The sequence below is a fragment of the Halorubrum sp. 48-1-W genome (assembly GCF_003287355.1).
GTDB lineage: Archaea > Halobacteriota > Halobacteria > Halobacteriales > Haloferacaceae > Halorubrum.
Genome location: NZ_QMIM01000001.1, coordinates 224,324 through 240,237 on the forward strand (window position 1 = coordinate 224,324; position 15,914 = coordinate 240,237).

At 68.1% G+C, this 15,914-nt stretch carries 26 protein-coding genes; all 26 read right to left on the minus strand.

Annotated elements, in window-relative coordinates; translation table 11 throughout:
* Positions 1-132: 132 nt before the first annotated feature.
* Positions 133-1,611 carry a preprotein translocase subunit SecY gene (gene secY, locus DQW50_RS01200; protein ID WP_112077494.1) on the minus strand — a complete coding sequence of 493 codons (1,479 nt, stop codon included), beginning with the start codon at positions 1,609-1,611 and terminating at the stop codon, positions 133-135.
* A gap of 2 nt (positions 1,612-1,613) precedes the next feature.
* Positions 1,614-2,111, minus strand: a complete 498-nt coding sequence (locus DQW50_RS01205; protein WP_112077495.1) for an uL15m family ribosomal protein — start codon at positions 2,109-2,111, stop codon at positions 1,614-1,616.
* The gene (locus tag DQW50_RS01210; RefSeq protein WP_112077496.1) at positions 2,108-2,572 is read right to left on the minus strand and encodes a 50S ribosomal protein L30; all 465 of its coding nucleotides are present in this window, start codon (positions 2,570-2,572) and stop codon (positions 2,108-2,110) included. Before DQW50_RS01210 ends, DQW50_RS01205 begins: the two co-directional genes overlap by 4 nt.
* On the minus strand, positions 2,572-3,216 hold the full coding sequence (locus DQW50_RS01215) for a 30S ribosomal protein S5 (protein ID WP_112077497.1): 645 nt from the start codon (positions 3,214-3,216) through the stop codon (positions 2,572-2,574). Before DQW50_RS01215 ends, DQW50_RS01210 begins: the two co-directional genes overlap by 1 nt.
* Positions 3,209-3,766, minus strand: a complete 558-nt coding sequence (locus DQW50_RS01220; protein ID WP_112077498.1) for a 50S ribosomal protein L18 — start codon at positions 3,764-3,766, stop codon at positions 3,209-3,211. The genes DQW50_RS01215 and DQW50_RS01220 overlap by 8 nt, the downstream gene beginning before the upstream one ends.
* On the minus strand, positions 3,766-4,227 hold the full coding sequence (locus DQW50_RS01225; protein ID WP_112077499.1) for a 50S ribosomal protein L19e: 462 nt from the start codon (positions 4,225-4,227) through the stop codon (positions 3,766-3,768). Before DQW50_RS01225 ends, DQW50_RS01220 begins: the two co-directional genes overlap by 1 nt.
* Positions 4,220-4,930, minus strand: coding sequence for a 50S ribosomal protein L32e (locus tag DQW50_RS01230; protein WP_112077500.1), 711 nt, complete (start codon positions 4,928-4,930; stop codon positions 4,220-4,222). Before DQW50_RS01230 ends, DQW50_RS01225 begins: the two co-directional genes overlap by 8 nt.
* Position 4,931: 1 nt before the next feature.
* Positions 4,932-5,465 carry a 50S ribosomal protein L6 gene (locus DQW50_RS01235; RefSeq protein ID WP_112077501.1) on the minus strand — a complete coding sequence of 178 codons (534 nt, stop codon included), beginning with the start codon at positions 5,463-5,465 and terminating at the stop codon, positions 4,932-4,934.
* A gap of 2 nt (positions 5,466-5,467) precedes the next feature.
* Complete coding sequence (locus tag DQW50_RS01240) at positions 5,468-5,860, minus strand: 30S ribosomal protein S8 (protein WP_112077502.1); 393 nt, start codon at positions 5,858-5,860, stop codon at positions 5,468-5,470.
* A gap of 2 nt (positions 5,861-5,862) precedes the next feature.
* Complete coding sequence (locus DQW50_RS01245; RefSeq protein ID WP_066413547.1) at positions 5,863-6,036, minus strand: 30S ribosomal protein S14; 174 nt, start codon at positions 6,034-6,036, stop codon at positions 5,863-5,865.
* The gene (locus DQW50_RS01250; protein ID WP_112077503.1) at positions 6,033-6,557 is read right to left on the minus strand and encodes a 50S ribosomal protein L5; all 525 of its coding nucleotides are present in this window, start codon (positions 6,555-6,557) and stop codon (positions 6,033-6,035) included. The genes DQW50_RS01245 and DQW50_RS01250 overlap by 4 nt, the downstream gene beginning before the upstream one ends.
* Complete coding sequence (locus DQW50_RS01255) at positions 6,550-7,389, minus strand: 30S ribosomal protein S4e (RefSeq protein WP_112077504.1); 840 nt, start codon at positions 7,387-7,389, stop codon at positions 6,550-6,552. Before DQW50_RS01255 ends, DQW50_RS01250 begins: the two co-directional genes overlap by 8 nt.
* Positions 7,386-7,742 (minus strand): 50S ribosomal protein L24, encoded by a 357-nt coding sequence (rplX, locus tag DQW50_RS01260; protein ID WP_112077505.1) that lies wholly within the window; start codon positions 7,740-7,742, stop codon positions 7,386-7,388. Before rplX ends, DQW50_RS01255 begins: the two co-directional genes overlap by 4 nt.
* Positions 7,743-7,744: 2 nt before the next feature.
* The gene (locus DQW50_RS01265; RefSeq protein ID WP_066413534.1) at positions 7,745-8,143 is read right to left on the minus strand and encodes a 50S ribosomal protein L14; all 399 of its coding nucleotides are present in this window, start codon (positions 8,141-8,143) and stop codon (positions 7,745-7,747) included.
* The gene (locus tag DQW50_RS01270; RefSeq protein WP_112077506.1) at positions 8,143-8,487 is read right to left on the minus strand and encodes a 30S ribosomal protein S17; all 345 of its coding nucleotides are present in this window, start codon (positions 8,485-8,487) and stop codon (positions 8,143-8,145) included. Before DQW50_RS01270 ends, DQW50_RS01265 begins: the two co-directional genes overlap by 1 nt.
* Positions 8,478-8,936 (minus strand): ribonuclease P protein component 1, encoded by a 459-nt coding sequence (locus tag DQW50_RS01275; protein ID WP_112077507.1) that lies wholly within the window; start codon positions 8,934-8,936, stop codon positions 8,478-8,480. The genes DQW50_RS01270 and DQW50_RS01275 overlap by 10 nt, the downstream gene beginning before the upstream one ends.
* Before the next feature lie 7 nt (positions 8,937-8,943).
* Positions 8,944-9,156, minus strand: coding sequence for a 50S ribosomal protein L29 (rpmC, locus tag DQW50_RS01280; RefSeq protein WP_112077508.1), 213 nt, complete (start codon positions 9,154-9,156; stop codon positions 8,944-8,946).
* Between the two features lies 1 nt (position 9,157).
* Positions 9,158-10,105: a 30S ribosomal protein S3 gene (locus DQW50_RS01285; RefSeq protein WP_112077509.1), complete on the minus strand. Its 948-nt coding sequence runs from the start codon at positions 10,103-10,105 to the stop codon at positions 9,158-9,160.
* Positions 10,105-10,569 carry a 50S ribosomal protein L22 gene (locus tag DQW50_RS01290; RefSeq protein ID WP_112077510.1) on the minus strand — a complete coding sequence of 155 codons (465 nt, stop codon included), beginning with the start codon at positions 10,567-10,569 and terminating at the stop codon, positions 10,105-10,107. Before DQW50_RS01290 ends, DQW50_RS01285 begins: the two co-directional genes overlap by 1 nt.
* A 3-nt stretch (positions 10,570-10,572) precedes the next feature.
* Complete coding sequence (locus DQW50_RS01295; RefSeq protein ID WP_112077511.1) at positions 10,573-10,998, minus strand: 30S ribosomal protein S19; 426 nt, start codon at positions 10,996-10,998, stop codon at positions 10,573-10,575.
* Positions 10,995-11,717: a 50S ribosomal protein L2 gene (locus DQW50_RS01300; protein WP_112077512.1), complete on the minus strand. Its 723-nt coding sequence runs from the start codon at positions 11,715-11,717 to the stop codon at positions 10,995-10,997. Before DQW50_RS01300 ends, DQW50_RS01295 begins: the two co-directional genes overlap by 4 nt.
* 2 nt (positions 11,718-11,719) lie before the next feature.
* Positions 11,720-11,974 (minus strand): 50S ribosomal protein L23, encoded by a 255-nt coding sequence (locus tag DQW50_RS01305; protein WP_112077513.1) that lies wholly within the window; start codon positions 11,972-11,974, stop codon positions 11,720-11,722.
* Positions 11,971-12,717 (minus strand): 50S ribosomal protein L4, encoded by a 747-nt coding sequence (rpl4p, locus tag DQW50_RS01310; protein ID WP_112077514.1) that lies wholly within the window; start codon positions 12,715-12,717, stop codon positions 11,971-11,973. Before rpl4p ends, DQW50_RS01305 begins: the two co-directional genes overlap by 4 nt.
* A gap of 3 nt (positions 12,718-12,720) precedes the next feature.
* Positions 12,721-13,737: a 50S ribosomal protein L3 gene (locus DQW50_RS01315; RefSeq protein WP_112077515.1), complete on the minus strand. Its 1,017-nt coding sequence runs from the start codon at positions 13,735-13,737 to the stop codon at positions 12,721-12,723.
* 4 nt (positions 13,738-13,741) lie between these two features.
* Positions 13,742-14,608, minus strand: a complete 867-nt coding sequence (locus DQW50_RS01320; protein ID WP_112077516.1) for a putative RNA uridine N3 methyltransferase — start codon at positions 14,606-14,608, stop codon at positions 13,742-13,744.
* Positions 14,609-14,723: 115 nt separating this feature from the next.
* Positions 14,724-15,845 (minus strand): molybdopterin-dependent oxidoreductase, encoded by a 1,122-nt coding sequence (locus tag DQW50_RS01325; RefSeq protein ID WP_112077517.1) that lies wholly within the window; start codon positions 15,843-15,845, stop codon positions 14,724-14,726.
* Positions 15,846-15,914: the final 69 nt, after the last annotated feature.

Below are 15,914 nucleotides of genomic sequence, written 5' to 3' on the forward strand. Positions count from 1 at the left end.
TACTGGTGGTCTCGTTGTCCGTGGTGATTTGGTGCTACTCGAATGTACGCCGACCACCCCCAGATGGGAGACAACTGAGGAGGGAGCAGTCGCTCAGGGTCGAAAAAGAATGTAAAGGAGCGTCGATGTTCGTTACTCGTTGCCGAACATCTGGCGCATCATCGGATGCATCTCCATGAGTTGCTCTTCGGCGATCTCCTCGTACAGCTTGTACGTGATCGAGACCGCGAGCAGCAGCCCGGTTCCGGAGACCTGCCCGATGGTGCCGAGTAAGTTCGCCATCACGGCGAGTAGCCCGACGAGCGCCCCGCCGATGACGGTCACCTGCGGGATGTACCGCTCCATCACCTTCTCTACGACCTGCGGGTTCCGCCGGAACCCGGGGATCTGCATCCCCGAGTTCTGGATCTGCTTCGCCGTCGCCTCCGGCCCCATGCCGGTGGTCTCGACCCAGAAGATCGCGAAGATCGCCCCGCCGACGACCATGAACGTGAGGTCGATGGCGAGCCGAACGGCGATCATCCACGGCTCGACCGACGCCGGGATCTCCCCGAGGAACCACATCCACTCGGTCCGCGACTGGATCGGGTTCAGGTAGTAGAACAGCCCGGAGAGGGGTTGTCCCTGGTCGCTGTAGGTCCCGAGCCACGCGGGCATCCCCGCCCACTGCGAGGAGAGGATCTGCCCGAGGAACTGGATGTTCGCCTGGAGCGCGCGGACGAGGATCATCGGCAGGACGGAGGCGTAGATGAGCTTCACCGGGAATCGCCCCCGAGCACCCTTCACGCGGGCGTGTGACAGCGGGATCTCGACGCGGACCGACTCCGCGTACACGACGATCCCGAAGATGAACACCGTCGTGAAGAGCGCCAGCACGTTTCCGGGCTCGAAAAGCAGGTTCTGGAGCCCCTCTGCCGTGAACGGGGACAGCGAGACGGGGACGTCACCGAAGACGATCCCGTACCAGCTCGCGAAGAAGCCGGGCGCGCCGAGCGCCGAGAAGCTGAAGAAGCCCCCGACGATCTGCTGGCTCACGGCGGCGATGATGAACAGCCCCACGCCGGAGCCGACGCCCCACTTGCTCACGATCTCGTCCATGAACAGGATGAGGAGGCCGCCGACGAAGATCTGCGCGAAGATCAACACCTCGACGCCGAACTCGCCGATCCCGAGCGCCTGTCCGACGGCCTGGTCGGCTGGAAGGAACTCGCCGGTGAACACCATCGGAGCGGCCGTGAGCGCGGTGACGATGATCACGAGCAGCTTCTGGAGGCCCTGATAGAGGACCTGATCGCGCGGGTCGTCCGTGTCGAGCCCGAGCAGGTTCGCGCCGCCGAGCAGCTGTAAGACGATCGACGCCGTGACGATCGGACCGATACCGACCTGTAACAGCGAGCCCGACTCCCCGGCCAACACGGAGCGGAACTGTCCGAAGAAGTCGCTCCCCTGTTCGGCTGCCAGGCCGAACGGGTTGATGTTGGTCAAAAAGAAGTAGACGAGCAGGATCCCCGCCGTCCACATGAGCTTGCGCCGGAACGGGACGTGGCCCGTGGGCCGCTCCACGACGGGCATCCGCGAGAGCACCGGTTCGGCGACCTCCTTCCAACTCATCGTTACGCCTCGTCAGTCTCGTCGTCCGAAGTGTTTTCCGATCCGTCCGACGCCTCCTCGGCGCGCTCGGAGAGCGTCGCCTCGCCGCCGGCGGACTCGATCCCCTCGACCGCGCCGGCCGTGAACGCGTCGGCGGTGACGTGAAGCTCGCGACGGACCTGTCCGCCGCCGAGCACTTTTACCACGTCGGCGTCGTGGCCGTCCTCGACGACGTCGCGGGCGTCGACGACGTACGCGCCGCCCTCCTCCTCGGCGAGGCCCTCCGCGACGTACAGCGCCGCGTCCTCGTCGAGCTTCTGGGCTTTGACCTCGAGGACCTCCGTCTTGGAGTCCGCGGGGCGCTTGAAGCCGTGTTTGCCGAGCGGCCCGTAGTTGTGGTACTCGTGTTTCGACCGGCCGGCCGCGCCGCGACCGCCGCGGTGACCGGCACCACGCCGGTTCTTGTGCGTACCGCCGCCGTGCGTCCGGGAACCGCGCTGTCTGCGCTTCTTGTCGGTCATCGCATCGCCTCCAGGAGCGCGTCGATATCCTCGGTGGAGTGGCGACCGAGCTCACCGCCCTCCACGATGGGGTGTTTGATGCCGTCGTGACCGCCACGCGGGGCGTGAAGCCGGAGCGTCGGGGAGAGACCCTGCTCGCGCAGCGTCGTCTCCTCGGCGACGATGGCGTCCGCCAGCCCTGCCACGTCGTCGTAGTCGGTGTGTTCCGCGACCCACTCGTCGTCGACGTCGGCGTCGCCCTCGAGGGGCTCGCCGCGCCGCTCGATCGTGGCTGTCACCGTCTCGACGCTCGGCTCGCCGAACGCGACGAGGTCGTTCACCTTCGTGATCATGCCGCGGTAGGAGTCGGTCTCCGGAACGAACGTCGCGTGGTTGACGCGCCCGACGTTCAGCATGTCGAGCGTGTCGAGGACGCCCTCGTTCACGTTGACCTCCCCGCGGAGCTGAACGATCGCCTGCATCATCGACCCTCCTCGTAGTGGACCTGCCGCGCGTGCTGGGGCGTGCGGGACTGCGCCGCGTTCTCCAGGGCGTTGAACGTCGCCTTCGCGAGGTTGACGGTCGTCCGGGTGTTGCCGTCGGAGCTCGTCCAGGCGTCCTCGACGCCGGCGAGCTCGAGGATGTTCCGTACCGTCTCCGCGGCGGCCAGCCCGAGCCCCTGCGGGGCGGGCTTGATCTCCACGGTCACGGAGCCGGCCTTCCCCGTCGCCGTCCGGGTCAGCGAGTTCGTCCCGCCGGGCTGGTCCTCCCAGGAGCCGGAGCCGCGGTCGACCGCGATAATGTTCAGCTTCGCGACGTCGATCGCCTTCTGGATCGCGCCGCCGACCTGGTCGTCCCGCGCCTGCGCGTAGCCGAGGTAGCCGTCGCGGTTGCCCACCGCCACGACACACCGGAACTTCACGCGCCGGCCGGAGTCGGTCATGCGCTGGACCATGTTGATGTCCAGCACCTCGTCTTCGAGCCCCGGGAGGAGCTGGTCGACGATCTCGGCCTCCTTCAGCGGGAGCCCGGAGTCGAGCGCCTGTTCCATCGACGTGATGTCGCCGTCCTGTACCTTGCGGCCGAGCCGCGTTCGCGGTTCCCAGCCGTCGTTGTGTCTACTCATGGTCCTCCTGTAGCTCGTCGAGCACGGTGTCGAAGTGCTCGGGTAACTCGCTGGCGTCGAACGCCCCCGAATACAGCGGCTCGTCGAGCTGCTCGGCGTACGCGGCGATGTGCTCGCCTCGCGTGCGCGACCAGTCGGCCAGCACGTCGTCGTTGTGGGGGATCTCGAGGCCCGCGTCGATCGCTCCTTCCTGTACCGCGAACGTCTTGTTGCCGGGCGTCGCCGTGTTGAGCCCGATGTCGAGCACGGCCTCCTCGAGGCCTGCCTCGACCGCGCGAGCGCCCGCGAGGTACCCCGTGAGGTACGCGCTGGGGAGGTTGCCCGTGGGGGCGTCCCAGCCGTACTCAGCGAGGTCCTCGCTGGAGGCGGCCGCGTGGGTCTCGTCGCCGTCGGGTCCGGGGGTAACCAGCTGCGCCCTGACGTGAGCGTTGCTCACCCGGGCGACCAGGCGAGGCTTGCCCGATTTCAGCAGGCGCAACCTCTGATGGTAATCCGTCCGGACCTCTCTGCGGCGCCGCATCGGCACCTTGTATCGTGGTCCTGTCGCCATTAGTCCGTCACCTCGTAGCCGTACTGCGTCCGGATGTACGCCTCCAGACGGGCGACGTCCTCGAACTCGCCGCCGCTCGCTTTGTTGTAAAGCGCGCGGTACTCCGACGAGTCGAGGACGTCCTCTTCGTCACGCAGTTCCTTCAGGCGGGCCCGCTGTGCGCGGATGCGCGCCTTCCAGTCGTCTTTCGTGTTCTGCCGCGCGCCGGAGCGACCCTTGCGGGAACCGGCACCCGTCTTGTGGCCGTACGAGCGCTTCTCGGCGCGCTCTCGGGCGCGACCGCGGGAGTTCGTCTTCGCGTCCTTCGCGCGGATCGTGCCCTGGTCGATGAGTTCGCGAACGTCCTCGCGGGTGATCGCGTCCTCGATCTCCTCCTGGGCGTCGGGGTCGAGCCAGACGCGGCCCTTGCCGACGTCGAGTTCGTCCGCTGCCAGCCGTTTCTGGGCTTTCAGGTCACTCATCGTCCACCTCTACCTCGACGTAGGTCGGGTTCAACACGCGGATATCGCGCTCCTCCGCCTCGTCCTCTATCAGTTCGCGCTTGCGACCGCCGACCTTCGAGGCGATCCGCACCGCCTGCGTGTCGCCGTCGACGCCCTCGAGGTCGTCCGTGTTGTGGACACGGACCTCCTCGAAGCCGCTCGGGTGGAGGTCACGCGACGCCGTCGGCGAACGGAACCCCGCCTCGACGACGGGGCCCTTCGCCTTCATACGTCTGCGTTGCTTGGAGAGCCCGCCGCGCGGCTTGCGCCACGACGTCGGGATCCGCTTCTTCTTGTGGTAGTCCTGCCGGTTGAACTGGGGTTTCCCCTCGCGGTGCTTCTGTGCGAGCGCGCGAGCGGTCTCCTCGTCCAGCTCCGGCGTCTTGTCCGCGTGGCCGCGGGGACGAAGCTCCGTCTCGACGTCCTCGGAGTCGGCCTCCTCCGCTTCGGCCTCCTCCTCGTCGGTCTCGTCTTCGATCTCCGCTTCGGCCTCCTCGTCGACCTCCAGCCCGCCGACGTCGGCTTTGATACGCGCAGCGAGCGCGTTGCCGACGCCGTCGACCTCGGAGAGCTCCGACTGGGAGGCGGCCTTCACGTCCTCTACCGTCTCGTAGCCGGCCTCCCGAAGCGCGTCCGCCTTCGAGGGACCGACGCCGCTGATGTCTTCGAGTTCCTCGGCCATGTCAGGCACCTCCGGTCGGCTTCTCGACGATGTACACGCCGTCCTGGAAGACGCGCGTGTCCTTGTCGGTCACCTTCGTCAGTTGTTCGATGTCGGCGGCGGTCTGCCCGACGGCCTCCTTGTCGGAGCCCGAGAGCGTGACCGTCTCGCCGTCTACCTGTACGTCCGTGTCCCCGCGGATCGGGGTGCGTCGCTGCGCCTTCTCGCCGAGGAAGTTCTCGATGACGACCTCGTCGCCGTCCACGCTGACCTGCATCGGGAAGTGGGCGTAGTACACTTCCATCGTGTACTCCCATCCCTCGGTCACGCCGTGGATCATGTTGGAGACGTGGCTCTCGAAGGTGCCGACCGTGGCGTTCGTCTTCGCGTCCTCGTTCTCCGTGGCGATGGCGACCGCACCGTCTTCGACCGACACGTCGACGTCGGGGTACCAGAGGCGTCGCGTGACGCTCCCGTTTGGCCCCTCGACGATGAGTTCGAGGTGGTCGGTCTCGGCGGAGACGTCGTCCGGGATCTCGATTTCGACTCTGTTCATTGTTAGTATACGTATGCGATCACTTGGCCACCGATGCCCTCCTCGCGGGCCTCGTAGTGGCTCATGACGCCGTGGCTCGTCGTGACGATGAGCGTCCCGTAGTCACGGGCGGGGAGGTATCGCTTCTCCCACTTCTCGAAGTCGTCCGCGCCCGCCGAGTAGCGGGGCTTGACGGCGCCACATTCGTTGATCGCGCCTTTCAGTTCGACCTCGAACTTCCCGGCTTTCCCGTCGTCGACGTACTCGAAGCCGTCGACGTACCCGCGGTCGTAGAGGACCTCGAGGACGGAGCCGATGATGTTCGAAGCGGGCTCTACCGTGTACGACAGGTGGCCAACGCTCTCGGCGTTGTCCACGCCTGCGAGTGCGTTGGCGAATGGATCGTTTCCCGTCATGATCAGCTGTACTTCTCGAATCCCATGTCTCGGGCGACCTCGCGGAAGCACTGCCGGCAGAGGTTGATGTCGTACTTGCCGACTAACCCCTGCTCGCGGCCGCACCGCCGGCACTCGTGCTGCTGGCCGGTGCGTTTCGCCGCGTGCTCGCCCGTCTCGTTGTTCGCTTCGCTCATTCCGTTACCTCGACGTCGAAGTGCGTTTCGAGGAACGCGATGGCGTCCTCGGCGGTCATCCGGTGGCGCGACGGGATCGAGCGGGTCACCTTGTCGCGCTTGGCGACGCGGTAGCCCGGTCGGACGATGGTCGTCGTCACGTCGAGCCCGTAAATACCGATGTTCGGGTCGTACTCCTGGCTCGGGAAGTCGGTGTGGTCTTCGACCCCGAAGCTCAGGTTCCCCGTGTCGTCGAACTGTCGGGCCGAAACCTCGACCAGTCCGAGCGCCGTCTCGAGGAACTCGTGGGCGTCGTCGCCGCGTAGCGTCACCTTGACGCCGATCGGGTCGCCCTTGCGGATGCCGAACTCGCCGACGGTGCGTTTCGCGGTCGTCCGAACCGACCGCTGGCCGGTGATCTCCTCGATGATGTCCTCGGCGTCCGCGAGCGGCTCGCCGCCCTGGCCGACGCCCATGTGGACGACGACCTTCTCGAGGTACGGCTCGCGCATCTCGTGGGACGCGCTCTCGGCGTCACTCATCGGTCTCACCCGCCTCGTCGGCGTCGTCTCCGGTTGCCTCGTCTACGTCGTCGGCCGCGTCGTCTACGTCGTCGGCGTCGTCTCCGGTTGCCTCGTCTACGTCGTCGGCCGCGTCGTCGGCGTCCGACTCGTCCGCGTCGTCGTCGGTGAAGTTCTCGTCGATGACGACCACGTACTCCTCGACCGTCTCGTAGCGGTCCTCGCCGTCGCCGACGACGACCGTGTTGGAGCCGGAACCGAGCGTGACGTCGATCGTCTCGATCTCGCCGATCCGACCGGCGTGCTGGCCGGCGATGGCGGTGACGAGCGCGCCCTCCTCGTACTCGAAGTGGGCGACGACCTCCTTGGACTCGTTGTCGACGACGACGGAGTCCTTGGTGTCGTACTCGGTGCCCGCGTCCACGCGGACGTTCGTCCCGTCGTGGAGCGTCAACTGGACGTCCCCGCCGGGGACGACCGTCTTGTTCGTCACCTTCCCGAGCCGGCTTCCCGCGGACTCCTCGTCGACGGGCGTCAGCGCGAGCCGACCCCCCTCGTCGGGGAACACGCGGAAGAACTCCCCGCGGACGGGGAACGCCAGGATGTCGAACATCCCGATCGGCCGCTGTTCGTCCGACACCGCGTCCCCGTTCACGAGGACCGAGTCGTTGTTCAGCGCGTAGCGCGCCTCCTTCGTCGAGTCGACGTAGCCGAGTACGTCCCGCAGCAGGACGACGAGCGGGACGCCAGCCTCGCCGTGGGGGCCTGCGCCGGCCTTCACGGTGAACGTCTGGGTCTTCCGCTCGACCGGCCAGGAGTTCGGTACCGCCAGTCGTTTCTGATGTCGCGTCATTCGTTCTCCTCCTGGAGCCGCGCCTCTCGGCGGTCGTCCGAGAGGTCCAGCTCCGTCACGCGGACGTTGCTCGCCGGGATCGGGCGGGGAGCAGCCTCCCCGTCCGCTCGCTCGACGGTGACCTCCTCGACGGTGATCCGCTCGGCGGAGAGGTCCACCGAGAGGACCTCGCCCTCGGTGCCCGCGGCGTCGCCGCGGAGCACCTCGACGGTGTCGCCCGCGTTGACGCGGACGTTCCGCCGGCCGTACTCCTCGCGAAGCTCGGGCGTGAGCGGGGATCGGACCTTCCGTTGTCGCTCGTGAAGCGACGCGGTCTCCGACTGTTTTCGTTGTTTGCGTGGCTGTTTCGTCATGGTTACACGATCATCGTCGCGGTGGACGCGATGCTCCCGTAGCGCTCCGCGACCTCGCGGGCGACGGGCCCTTTGATCTCCGTGCCCCGCGGCTCGTCGAGGTCGTCGATGATCACGGCCGCGTTGTCCTCGAACCGGACACGCGTGCCGTCGGGACGGCGGATCGGCTTGCGCTGGCGGACGACGACCGCCTCCAGCACCTGCCGCCGCATCTCGGGCGTCCCCTTCGTGACCGAGACGGTCACCTTGTCGCCGATACCTGCCTTCGGGTGGCGGTTCTTCGTGCCGGAGTAGCCGGCGACGGAGATCACCTTCAGCTCGCGCGCGCCGGTGTTGTCGGCACACGTGATGAGGGAGCCCTTCGAGAGCCCCTGCGTGACGTCGGCCTTGAGCGCCTCCATCACTGATCACCCGACAGGTTCTCGACGACGACGTGGGACTTCGTCTTCGAGAGCGGTCGCGTCTCCGCGATCGTCACTTCGTCACCGACCTCGAGCGAGTCGAGCACGCCCGGCACGTGTGCCGGGATGCGCGACCGACGCTTCATGTACCGATCGTATTTCGGTACGAACACGTCGTACTCTCGCTCGACGATGACGGTCTTTTCCATATCCGTCGACACGACCGTCCCCTCTCGGAGCTGGCCGCGGACGGGAAGCTGCCCGTAGAACGGGCACTTCTCGTAGTCGTAATCCTCCGGGTCGTCTGGTTCCGGAGGCATGGGTACGTCGATTCCTATCGCCATTGTGAGACACCTCGTTCGGTGCGTTCGGCGGGCCGGTCCCGCAACTGCGTGCCATCCACCGTTACGTAGACCGCGTCTTTGCACTCGCCTCGCCGGCTCGCCGGACCCGCGTCGTCGCCGTCGACGACGCGTGTGGACCCGGACGGGCCGGACTGACGGGGGCGGACCCCCGCAGTATCCGACCCGAGTTGGGACGCGGACCCCGACGACTGGCCGTCGTCGGCGGCTTCATCTGTGCGTGCGGTCGCCGTCTCGACGACCGCGAACTCGAAGGTCGTGCCCGATTTGGGCACCCGCTTGTCCCCCGACCCGGTCCGCACCACGAGGGTGCGTTCCGTCTCGAACAGCACCCGACCGGCGATCCCGACGTGGGCGTCGCTGTCGGCGTCGGCCGCCCGAACCGGGAGGCCGACGAGTTCGTGCCGTGTGAGCGTTTCGGGGGTGATCATCGTTCGGTTACTCGTCGTCGAAGTCGCCTTCTTCGGCCTGGATCGTCTTGATCCGGGCGATCGTCTTCTTCAGCTCGTTCATCCGGCCGGGGCTCTCCGGCATCCCGCCGGCCGCCTGCTGTGCCTTCGTGTTGAGCAGCTCGGTCTCGAGCTCCTCGAGTTCGACCTCCCGCTCCGCTGCGGTCATGTCGCGGATCTCGTCGGTGTAGAGGATGGCCATGTTACTCGTCCTCCTCGGCCTCTTCGTCGGCCGCTTCCATCTCGGCGACCAGGTCGGCCGCCTCCGATTCGATCTCCTCGTCGAGCTCGTCGAGGTCGTCCGGCTCGCCGTCGACGTCGCCCGTCTCGACCGGCTCCTCCGCCGGGGCGTCGGTCGCCTCCGTGGCGGTCTCGCCCGTCTCCTCGACGACCTCCTTGACGATCTCCTCGTCGATGACGTCCGCCGGGTCGTCGTCCGGGACGTCGACGTCGTCGTCGGCCCCGGCCTCCGGGACCTCCTCGGGCTCGTCCTCCAAGAGCGCCTCGACGCCCTCGTCGGCAGTCGCGTCGGCCTGGTCGACCTCGGGGACCTCGGCGTCCTCGCGGACGTCGAAGTCGTCCGGCAGCTTCGCACCCGGCGGGATGATCTTGACGTTGACCCCGATGGTGCCGAGCTTCATCACGGCGACGCCCTTGCCGTGGTCGACGACCTCCTGGGCCGGCTCGCCGTTGTGTTTGATGTAGCCGCGGTTGAACTTCTCGACGCGCGAGCGGGCGCCCGTGACCTTCCCGGAGAGGACGATCTCGGCACCGAGCGCGCCGGCGTCCATGATCCGGTCGATCGTGGTGTGGCCCGCCTTCCGGAAGTACCAGCCGCGCTCCAACGCGTTCGCGAGCCGGTCCGCGACGATCTGGGCGTTCAGGTCGGGCTCGTCGACCTCCTGAACGTCGATCTGCGGGTCGTCCATGTCGAATCGGTCCTCGAGCTCGGAGGTGATCTTGCGGATGTTCTTCCCGCCCTTCCCGATCACCATGCCGGGCTTCTCCGCTTTCAGGACGATCTGCGTGCCCATCGGCGTCTTGGCGACGTCCATGCCGCCGTAGCCGGCTCGGCCGAGCTCGTCCGCGAAGAACTCGTTGATCTGTGAACGGCGAAGGCCGTCCTCGATGAATTGGTGTTCGTCTGCCATTAGTTCTCAGCCTCCGGCTCCTCGATGATCAGTTCGACGTCCGCGAGCGTGGTGTTCCACTGGGTCGCCCCCGCCGCGCGCGGGTTCCGCCCCGGTCGCTCCCCGACCTTGTGGGGGGCGACGTGTTTGATCACCATCCCGTCGCCGTCGAACCCCTGTTCGTCGGCGTTGTGTTTGACGTTCTCGAGGAGTTTGAGGAAGTCCTTGGCGGCCTTCGCCGGGTACCGCCCCGCGTCCCAGCCGTCGATGTCCGACCGGTGGCCCGCGCCGGCGCTGTGCTGGCGCATCGGCACCGACGTCTCCTCGTCGATGACCTCCTGGAGATACGCCTCGGCGTCGGCGACCGTCTCGCCTTTGATCTCCCGGGAGATCTCTTTGCTGTCCTTCACGCTGATGGGCCGGTCGCGGAGCATCCCCTTGGCGGTGGTCTCCGGGTCGGCCTCGACGCTGTAGTTGATTCCCATGGATTACTTGAGGGGCACGAACTTCGAGGACCGGGTCGCGCCGATGCCGGCCTGGCCGTGTTCGACGGTGCTTCGAGTCTGGTGGAACTCGCCCAGGTAGTGGCCGATCATCTCGGGTTCGACCTGGACGCGCTCGAAGCTGTGTCCGTTGTACACGGAAAACGTGACGCCGACGAACTCCGGCAGGATCGGCATGTCGCGCAGATGCGTCCGGATCGGGTCGTCGGCGGTCGTCTCCGCGTCGCGGCTTCGAGCCTTCTCGAGGAGCTTCTCCTTCTCGACGCTCAGGCCTCGGGTGATACTTCGCCGCTGTCGTGCGGGGAGCAGTTCCGCGACGTCCTCTACGTCCATCTCCTGCAGCTCGTCGAGCGAGTGACCGCGGTAGGCGAACTCTTCGCCCTCGCGGCCGGTACGGTATTCGGAACTCATTTGTTGCTACCTCGTCCGGTTCGTTTGGATGCGATGTCCCCGACCTTGCGTCCCGGCGGGGCGTCCCGCGAGACGGACTTCGGCTGCCCGGGGTGTTGGCGACCGCCCCCGCCGAAGGGGTGGTCGACGGCGTTCATCGCGACGCCGCGAACGCGCGGGTACTTCGTCCCGCGCGCCCGCATCTTGTGGTACTTGTTGCCGGCCTTGACGAAGGGTTTCTCCGTCCGCCCGCCGCCCGCGACCACACCGATCGTGGCGCGACACTGCGGGTCGAGCCGTTTCACTTCCCCGCTCGGAAGCTGGACGACCGCGACGTCGCGGTCGTGGGTGAGAAGCGTCGCCGAGACACCCGAGGCGCGGGCGAACTTCCCGCCGTCGCCGCGGTTGCTCTCGACGTTACACACGGGGACCCCCTCGGGGATCTCCGCGAGCGGGAGCGTGTTCCCGGGTTTGATCTCCGCCGAGACGCCGACCTGGATCGTCTCGCCCACGCGCACGCCCTCCGGCGCGAGCACGAGCCGCCGGTCGTCGTCGTCGAACTCGACCTCCGCGAGCGGCGCGGAACGCGCCGGGTCGTGTTCGATCCCGACGATCTCGCCGGTGATCAGGTCCGTATCTTCGAGCGTCTTGTGCGACAGCTCCGCCTTGTAGCGGTGGGAGGGGGCCCGGAACGTGGGGCCGCCGCGTCCTCGCCGCTGTCCTTGAATTCGTCGTCCCATCGTCAGAACACCCCGATCCGGGAGGCGATCTCGGTCGCGTCGTCCTCCTCGGAGAGCGTGACCGTCGCCTTCTTTTTGCCCTTCGGCGTCACCTGCGTGTTCACGTCGACGACGCGTACGTCGTATCGCTCGGCGATCTCGTCGCGGATCGCCGGCTTGGTCGCGTCGATGTCGACGACGAACAGCAGCTTGTTCTTGAAGTCCATCTCGTTCATCGCCTGCTCGGTCACGAGCGGGTGTTCGATGAGCGAACTCATCGGTCGGCCACCTCCTCGATCGCCGACTCGGTCCACAGCGTGAGCCGACCCGGGTGCGCCCCGGGCGCGAGGTCCTCCGCGTTGACCTCGCCGGCGGTCGCGACGTCGACGCCCGCGAGGTTGCGGGCGGCACGCGACGGCTCCTCGCTCGTCACGACGAGCACGGACTTCGGCTGGCGGTACTTGCGGCCGCGGGTCTTCCCGCGACCCGCGCGGACGGAGCGACCCTCCTCGGCGCGCTCGACGTCGGCGTCGACGCCGACGGCCTCGAGCACGCTCAGGGCCTCCTGGGTCTTCTGCAGCTCCTCGAACTCGTCGCTCACCACGAGCGGGAGGTCGAGGTCGTCGTCGAAGGCGTGACCGCGCTCGGCGACGAGTTCGGTGTCGGCGGTGGCCGCGATGGCCGAGCGAACCGCGAGCTGGCGCTCCTTGTCGTTCAGTTTCTTCGTCTGGTCCTTCGCTGCCTTCGGGGGGTGCGCTCGCCGTCCCGACACCGCTTGCGGGACGCGGCGGGCGACGTTCTCGGAGCGCGGGACGTGAGCGAGCCCACGGCCGGAGCCGAACGACTCCGCGGGGGTTCGCAGTCCGGCGAACTCGTCGGCCCCGTAGGCCTGTTTCCGGTTAGCCTGTGCGGCGCTGACCGCCCGACCGATGAGGTCCGGTCGGAACGCGGTCTCGAAGATCGCCGGCAGCTCGACGCTGCCCGCGTCCCCGCCGTCCAGGTCGTGTACTGTTGCGTTCATTGGTTATCCCTGGTTGGATGCGGTGGATACGTACCGGACCTCGGGGTCGAGGCGCGGCTGGTCGTTCGGCCGGATGGCCGGGCGGAACCGAAGCAGGCGCTGGTCCGGCCCCGGCAGCGAGCCCTTGATGAGCGCGTACTCGCCGTCGACCTCGCCGTAGTTGACGAAACCGCCGTCGACGGAGGCGTCGTCGCCCTCGCCGAAGTCGATGAGGCGCTTGTTGAGCTCGGTGCGCTGGTGGTAGCCGGTCTGGCCCTGCTGGGGAACGGTGGAGCGCACGCGGGAGGGGTTCCACGGACCGAGGTTGCCGATCCGACGCCGCCATCCCTGGCGGGCGTGTTTGCCCTTCCGCTTTTGAACGCCCCAGCGCTTGACGGGACCCTGCGTCCCCTTCCCCTTCGTGACGCCGGAGACGTCGGTGTACTGTCCGGCGCGGAAGACGTCGCCGAACTCGTGGACACCGCCGTCGCCGACGAGTTCGAGCGCGAAGTCGGCGCGCTCCTCCAAGGAGCCGCCGCCGACGCGCGTCTCCATCACGTCGGGCTTCTTCTTCGGCACGTTCGCGAGCTCCGAGGGGGTGGTGTGGGTGATGACGCGGATCTCGTCGGCAACGTCCTCCTCGAGCAGCCGCTCGAGTTCCGCCTCGTCCTCCTCGAAGGTGTCCTCCGCCGGGAGGTCGAGCGCACGATCGAGCTCCTCGTGGAACTCGGTGGCCCAGACCTCGGCGACCGGCTTCTGTCCGTACGGCGTCTCCTCGTAGGCTCGCACGGCGACGGCGTGCATCGGCGGCGTCTCCACCACCGTGACGGGGACGGACTCCTCCATCCCCTCACGCGGCGAGTTCGCCTCGTCGTTGACCATCATGACGTGGGTCATCCCGGCCTTGTAGCCGGCGAAGCCCTGTAGCGCGGGCGCCCCGTCGTCGTCTGGCCACGAGCGAATGCGCGGTACCTCGCTGTCCGCGCGGGTGCGTGGGCCGTAGCCCAGCGAGCCTTTTCGTGGTCGGCTTGGTTGTGGCATGTGTTTACTCCGTGAGTGTGAGCGAGCCGAGGGTCGCGAACAGAGCCTCCTCCGTTCGGACTACCCCGCTGCCCTGTGCCGGGATCGTGTTCAGCCAGAGGTCGAACCCCGGATCGGGTTCGACTCGGCGGCCGTCGGCGACGGCCGCCCGAACGTCCTCGGGTGAGCACCCGAGCATCTCCGGAAGCCCCCGCTCCGGCGCGCCGAAGGCGACGGTGTATCCGCCGGCCTCCCGCGCGTCGGCGACGATGCCGTCGAGCCGCGAGACGGAGAGTTCCTCCCCGTGTCGCGACGTGGCGACGGCGAGTCCGCCGCCGGCGAGCGCTTCCGACAGGTCCGCTTCCACGACCTGGAAGCCCGCCTCGGGCTTCCCGGTGATGCGGGCGCGGACCGGTTCTCTCGAAGAGACCCTGATGGTGACGCGCTCTCCTCGCTCGACCTCCGTTCCGGAGGGCACGAGCAGGGAGATCGGGTGTTCCCCCAGCGGGGAATTGACCCGGACGCGGCCTTCAGGTCCGACCTCGGTCACGAGTCCCTGTGTTGTCGACTCGTCCCCGTTCGGGGGCGAGCCGGTCCGCCACGGCACGCGTAGCGGCGGTAGCACGCCGACGTACCGGAGCTCGTCGCGTTCGCCCCAGAGGTCCTTTCGGAGCTCCGGTGGCGTCGCGGCGTACCCCAGCACGGCACGGACGTACTCGCCGCCCCGGCCTCGTTCGCCCTCCCTGTCGGGGAAGACGACGAGCCGGTCCGCCCGGAACACCGCCGCCGCGCGGGCGACGTAGCCGAGTTTGCGAGTCGCCTCGCGATCGTCCTCGGCTTCCCGGACGACCGAGGACGGGACACAGATCGTGAGCCCGTCTTCGGTACGCATCGTGGCGAGACTGTACCCGTGATTCCCGACGACGGACTAAAAGGGTAGCGGTCCGGTTTCGGGGCTGTGGGGCGTTCACACGGGGCTATCCGGACGATACGGGGTGACCGACGGCCTAGTCGAAACCGCTCACTAGCGTGACGACCCACTGTGCCGGGTCGCGCTCGGCGCGGACCTCGATCCGGGTCACCCACTTCACCCACTGGAACCCCCGGCGGCCCGGCGCGACGAGGCGCGCGGGCCCGCCGTGGCCGTGCGCCAGCCGGTCGCCACCGACGTGGGTCGCGATCAGGGCGTCCTCCGCCTCCGCGACGGGCAGGGTCCACCGATATCCCGTGACGGAGACGAACCGGACGTACGCCCCCCGGGCGCTTCGGTCGTCGCTCGCCCCGTCGTCGCCCCGCTCCACTCCGCCTGCCGCCTCGAGCAGGTCGCCCACCCGGATCCCGCCCCACTCCTGGACCGTGTACCAGCCGCTCGTACAGTCGAGCAGCGCCGAAGTCTCGTCATTGCCGGCGAGTTCGTCCGCGTCGAACTCCCGCGGCGCCGCGACGAGCCCGGTCACCGAGAGCCGGTAGTTCGTCCGGTCGATCGGGTCCGGGTCGTCGGCGACCCACGAGGTCACCGGGAAGGCGCCGTTCCCCTCACCCTCCCGCGGCTGTGACCCCGTGAATCGCCGGTCCGCGCCGGGCGTCGAGAGCAGTGCGTTCGCCCCCTGCTGGAGACGGTAGCCGATCGCGCCCGCGATCAACAGGAGCCCGTACTGGACCGCGGTCCTCCGTTCCTCGAAGTCGACGCGGCGCGGCGGTCGGAACCGCGTCACAGCGTGGGACGCGACCAGCGGGACGAGGAGCAGGCCGAAGCCGACGTGGACCGACAACAGCGTCCAGTAGGAGACCCGGACGTCGACGCCGACCACCCAGAGCGCTCCGGTCGCTATCGTCCCGACCGTTGCGACGAGCGTCAGGACCGACAGCGCGGTCGAGCGTCGCCACAGCCTCCGATCGAGCAGTCGGTGTCGCACCCGGGCCAGCTTCCAGCCCAGCAGGACGACGATCGCGAGCCCGAGCGACCGGTGGAGCCAGAAGACCGGCCAGCCGTCGGGCGTCCCGACCGTGAACGAGACGAGCCCGGTGGCCGCCTCCGCGAGGACGACGACGAGGAGCGACCAGTCGACCACCCGTGGCGGCGGCTCGAGCCGGCCGAGGCTCCGCCGGATCGTGCCACGAATCCGCATGATGCGCCTTCGGGGACGAACACACATGAGGGTTACCGGGGCGCCGTCTCGGCGCGGTCGTCTCGCGCG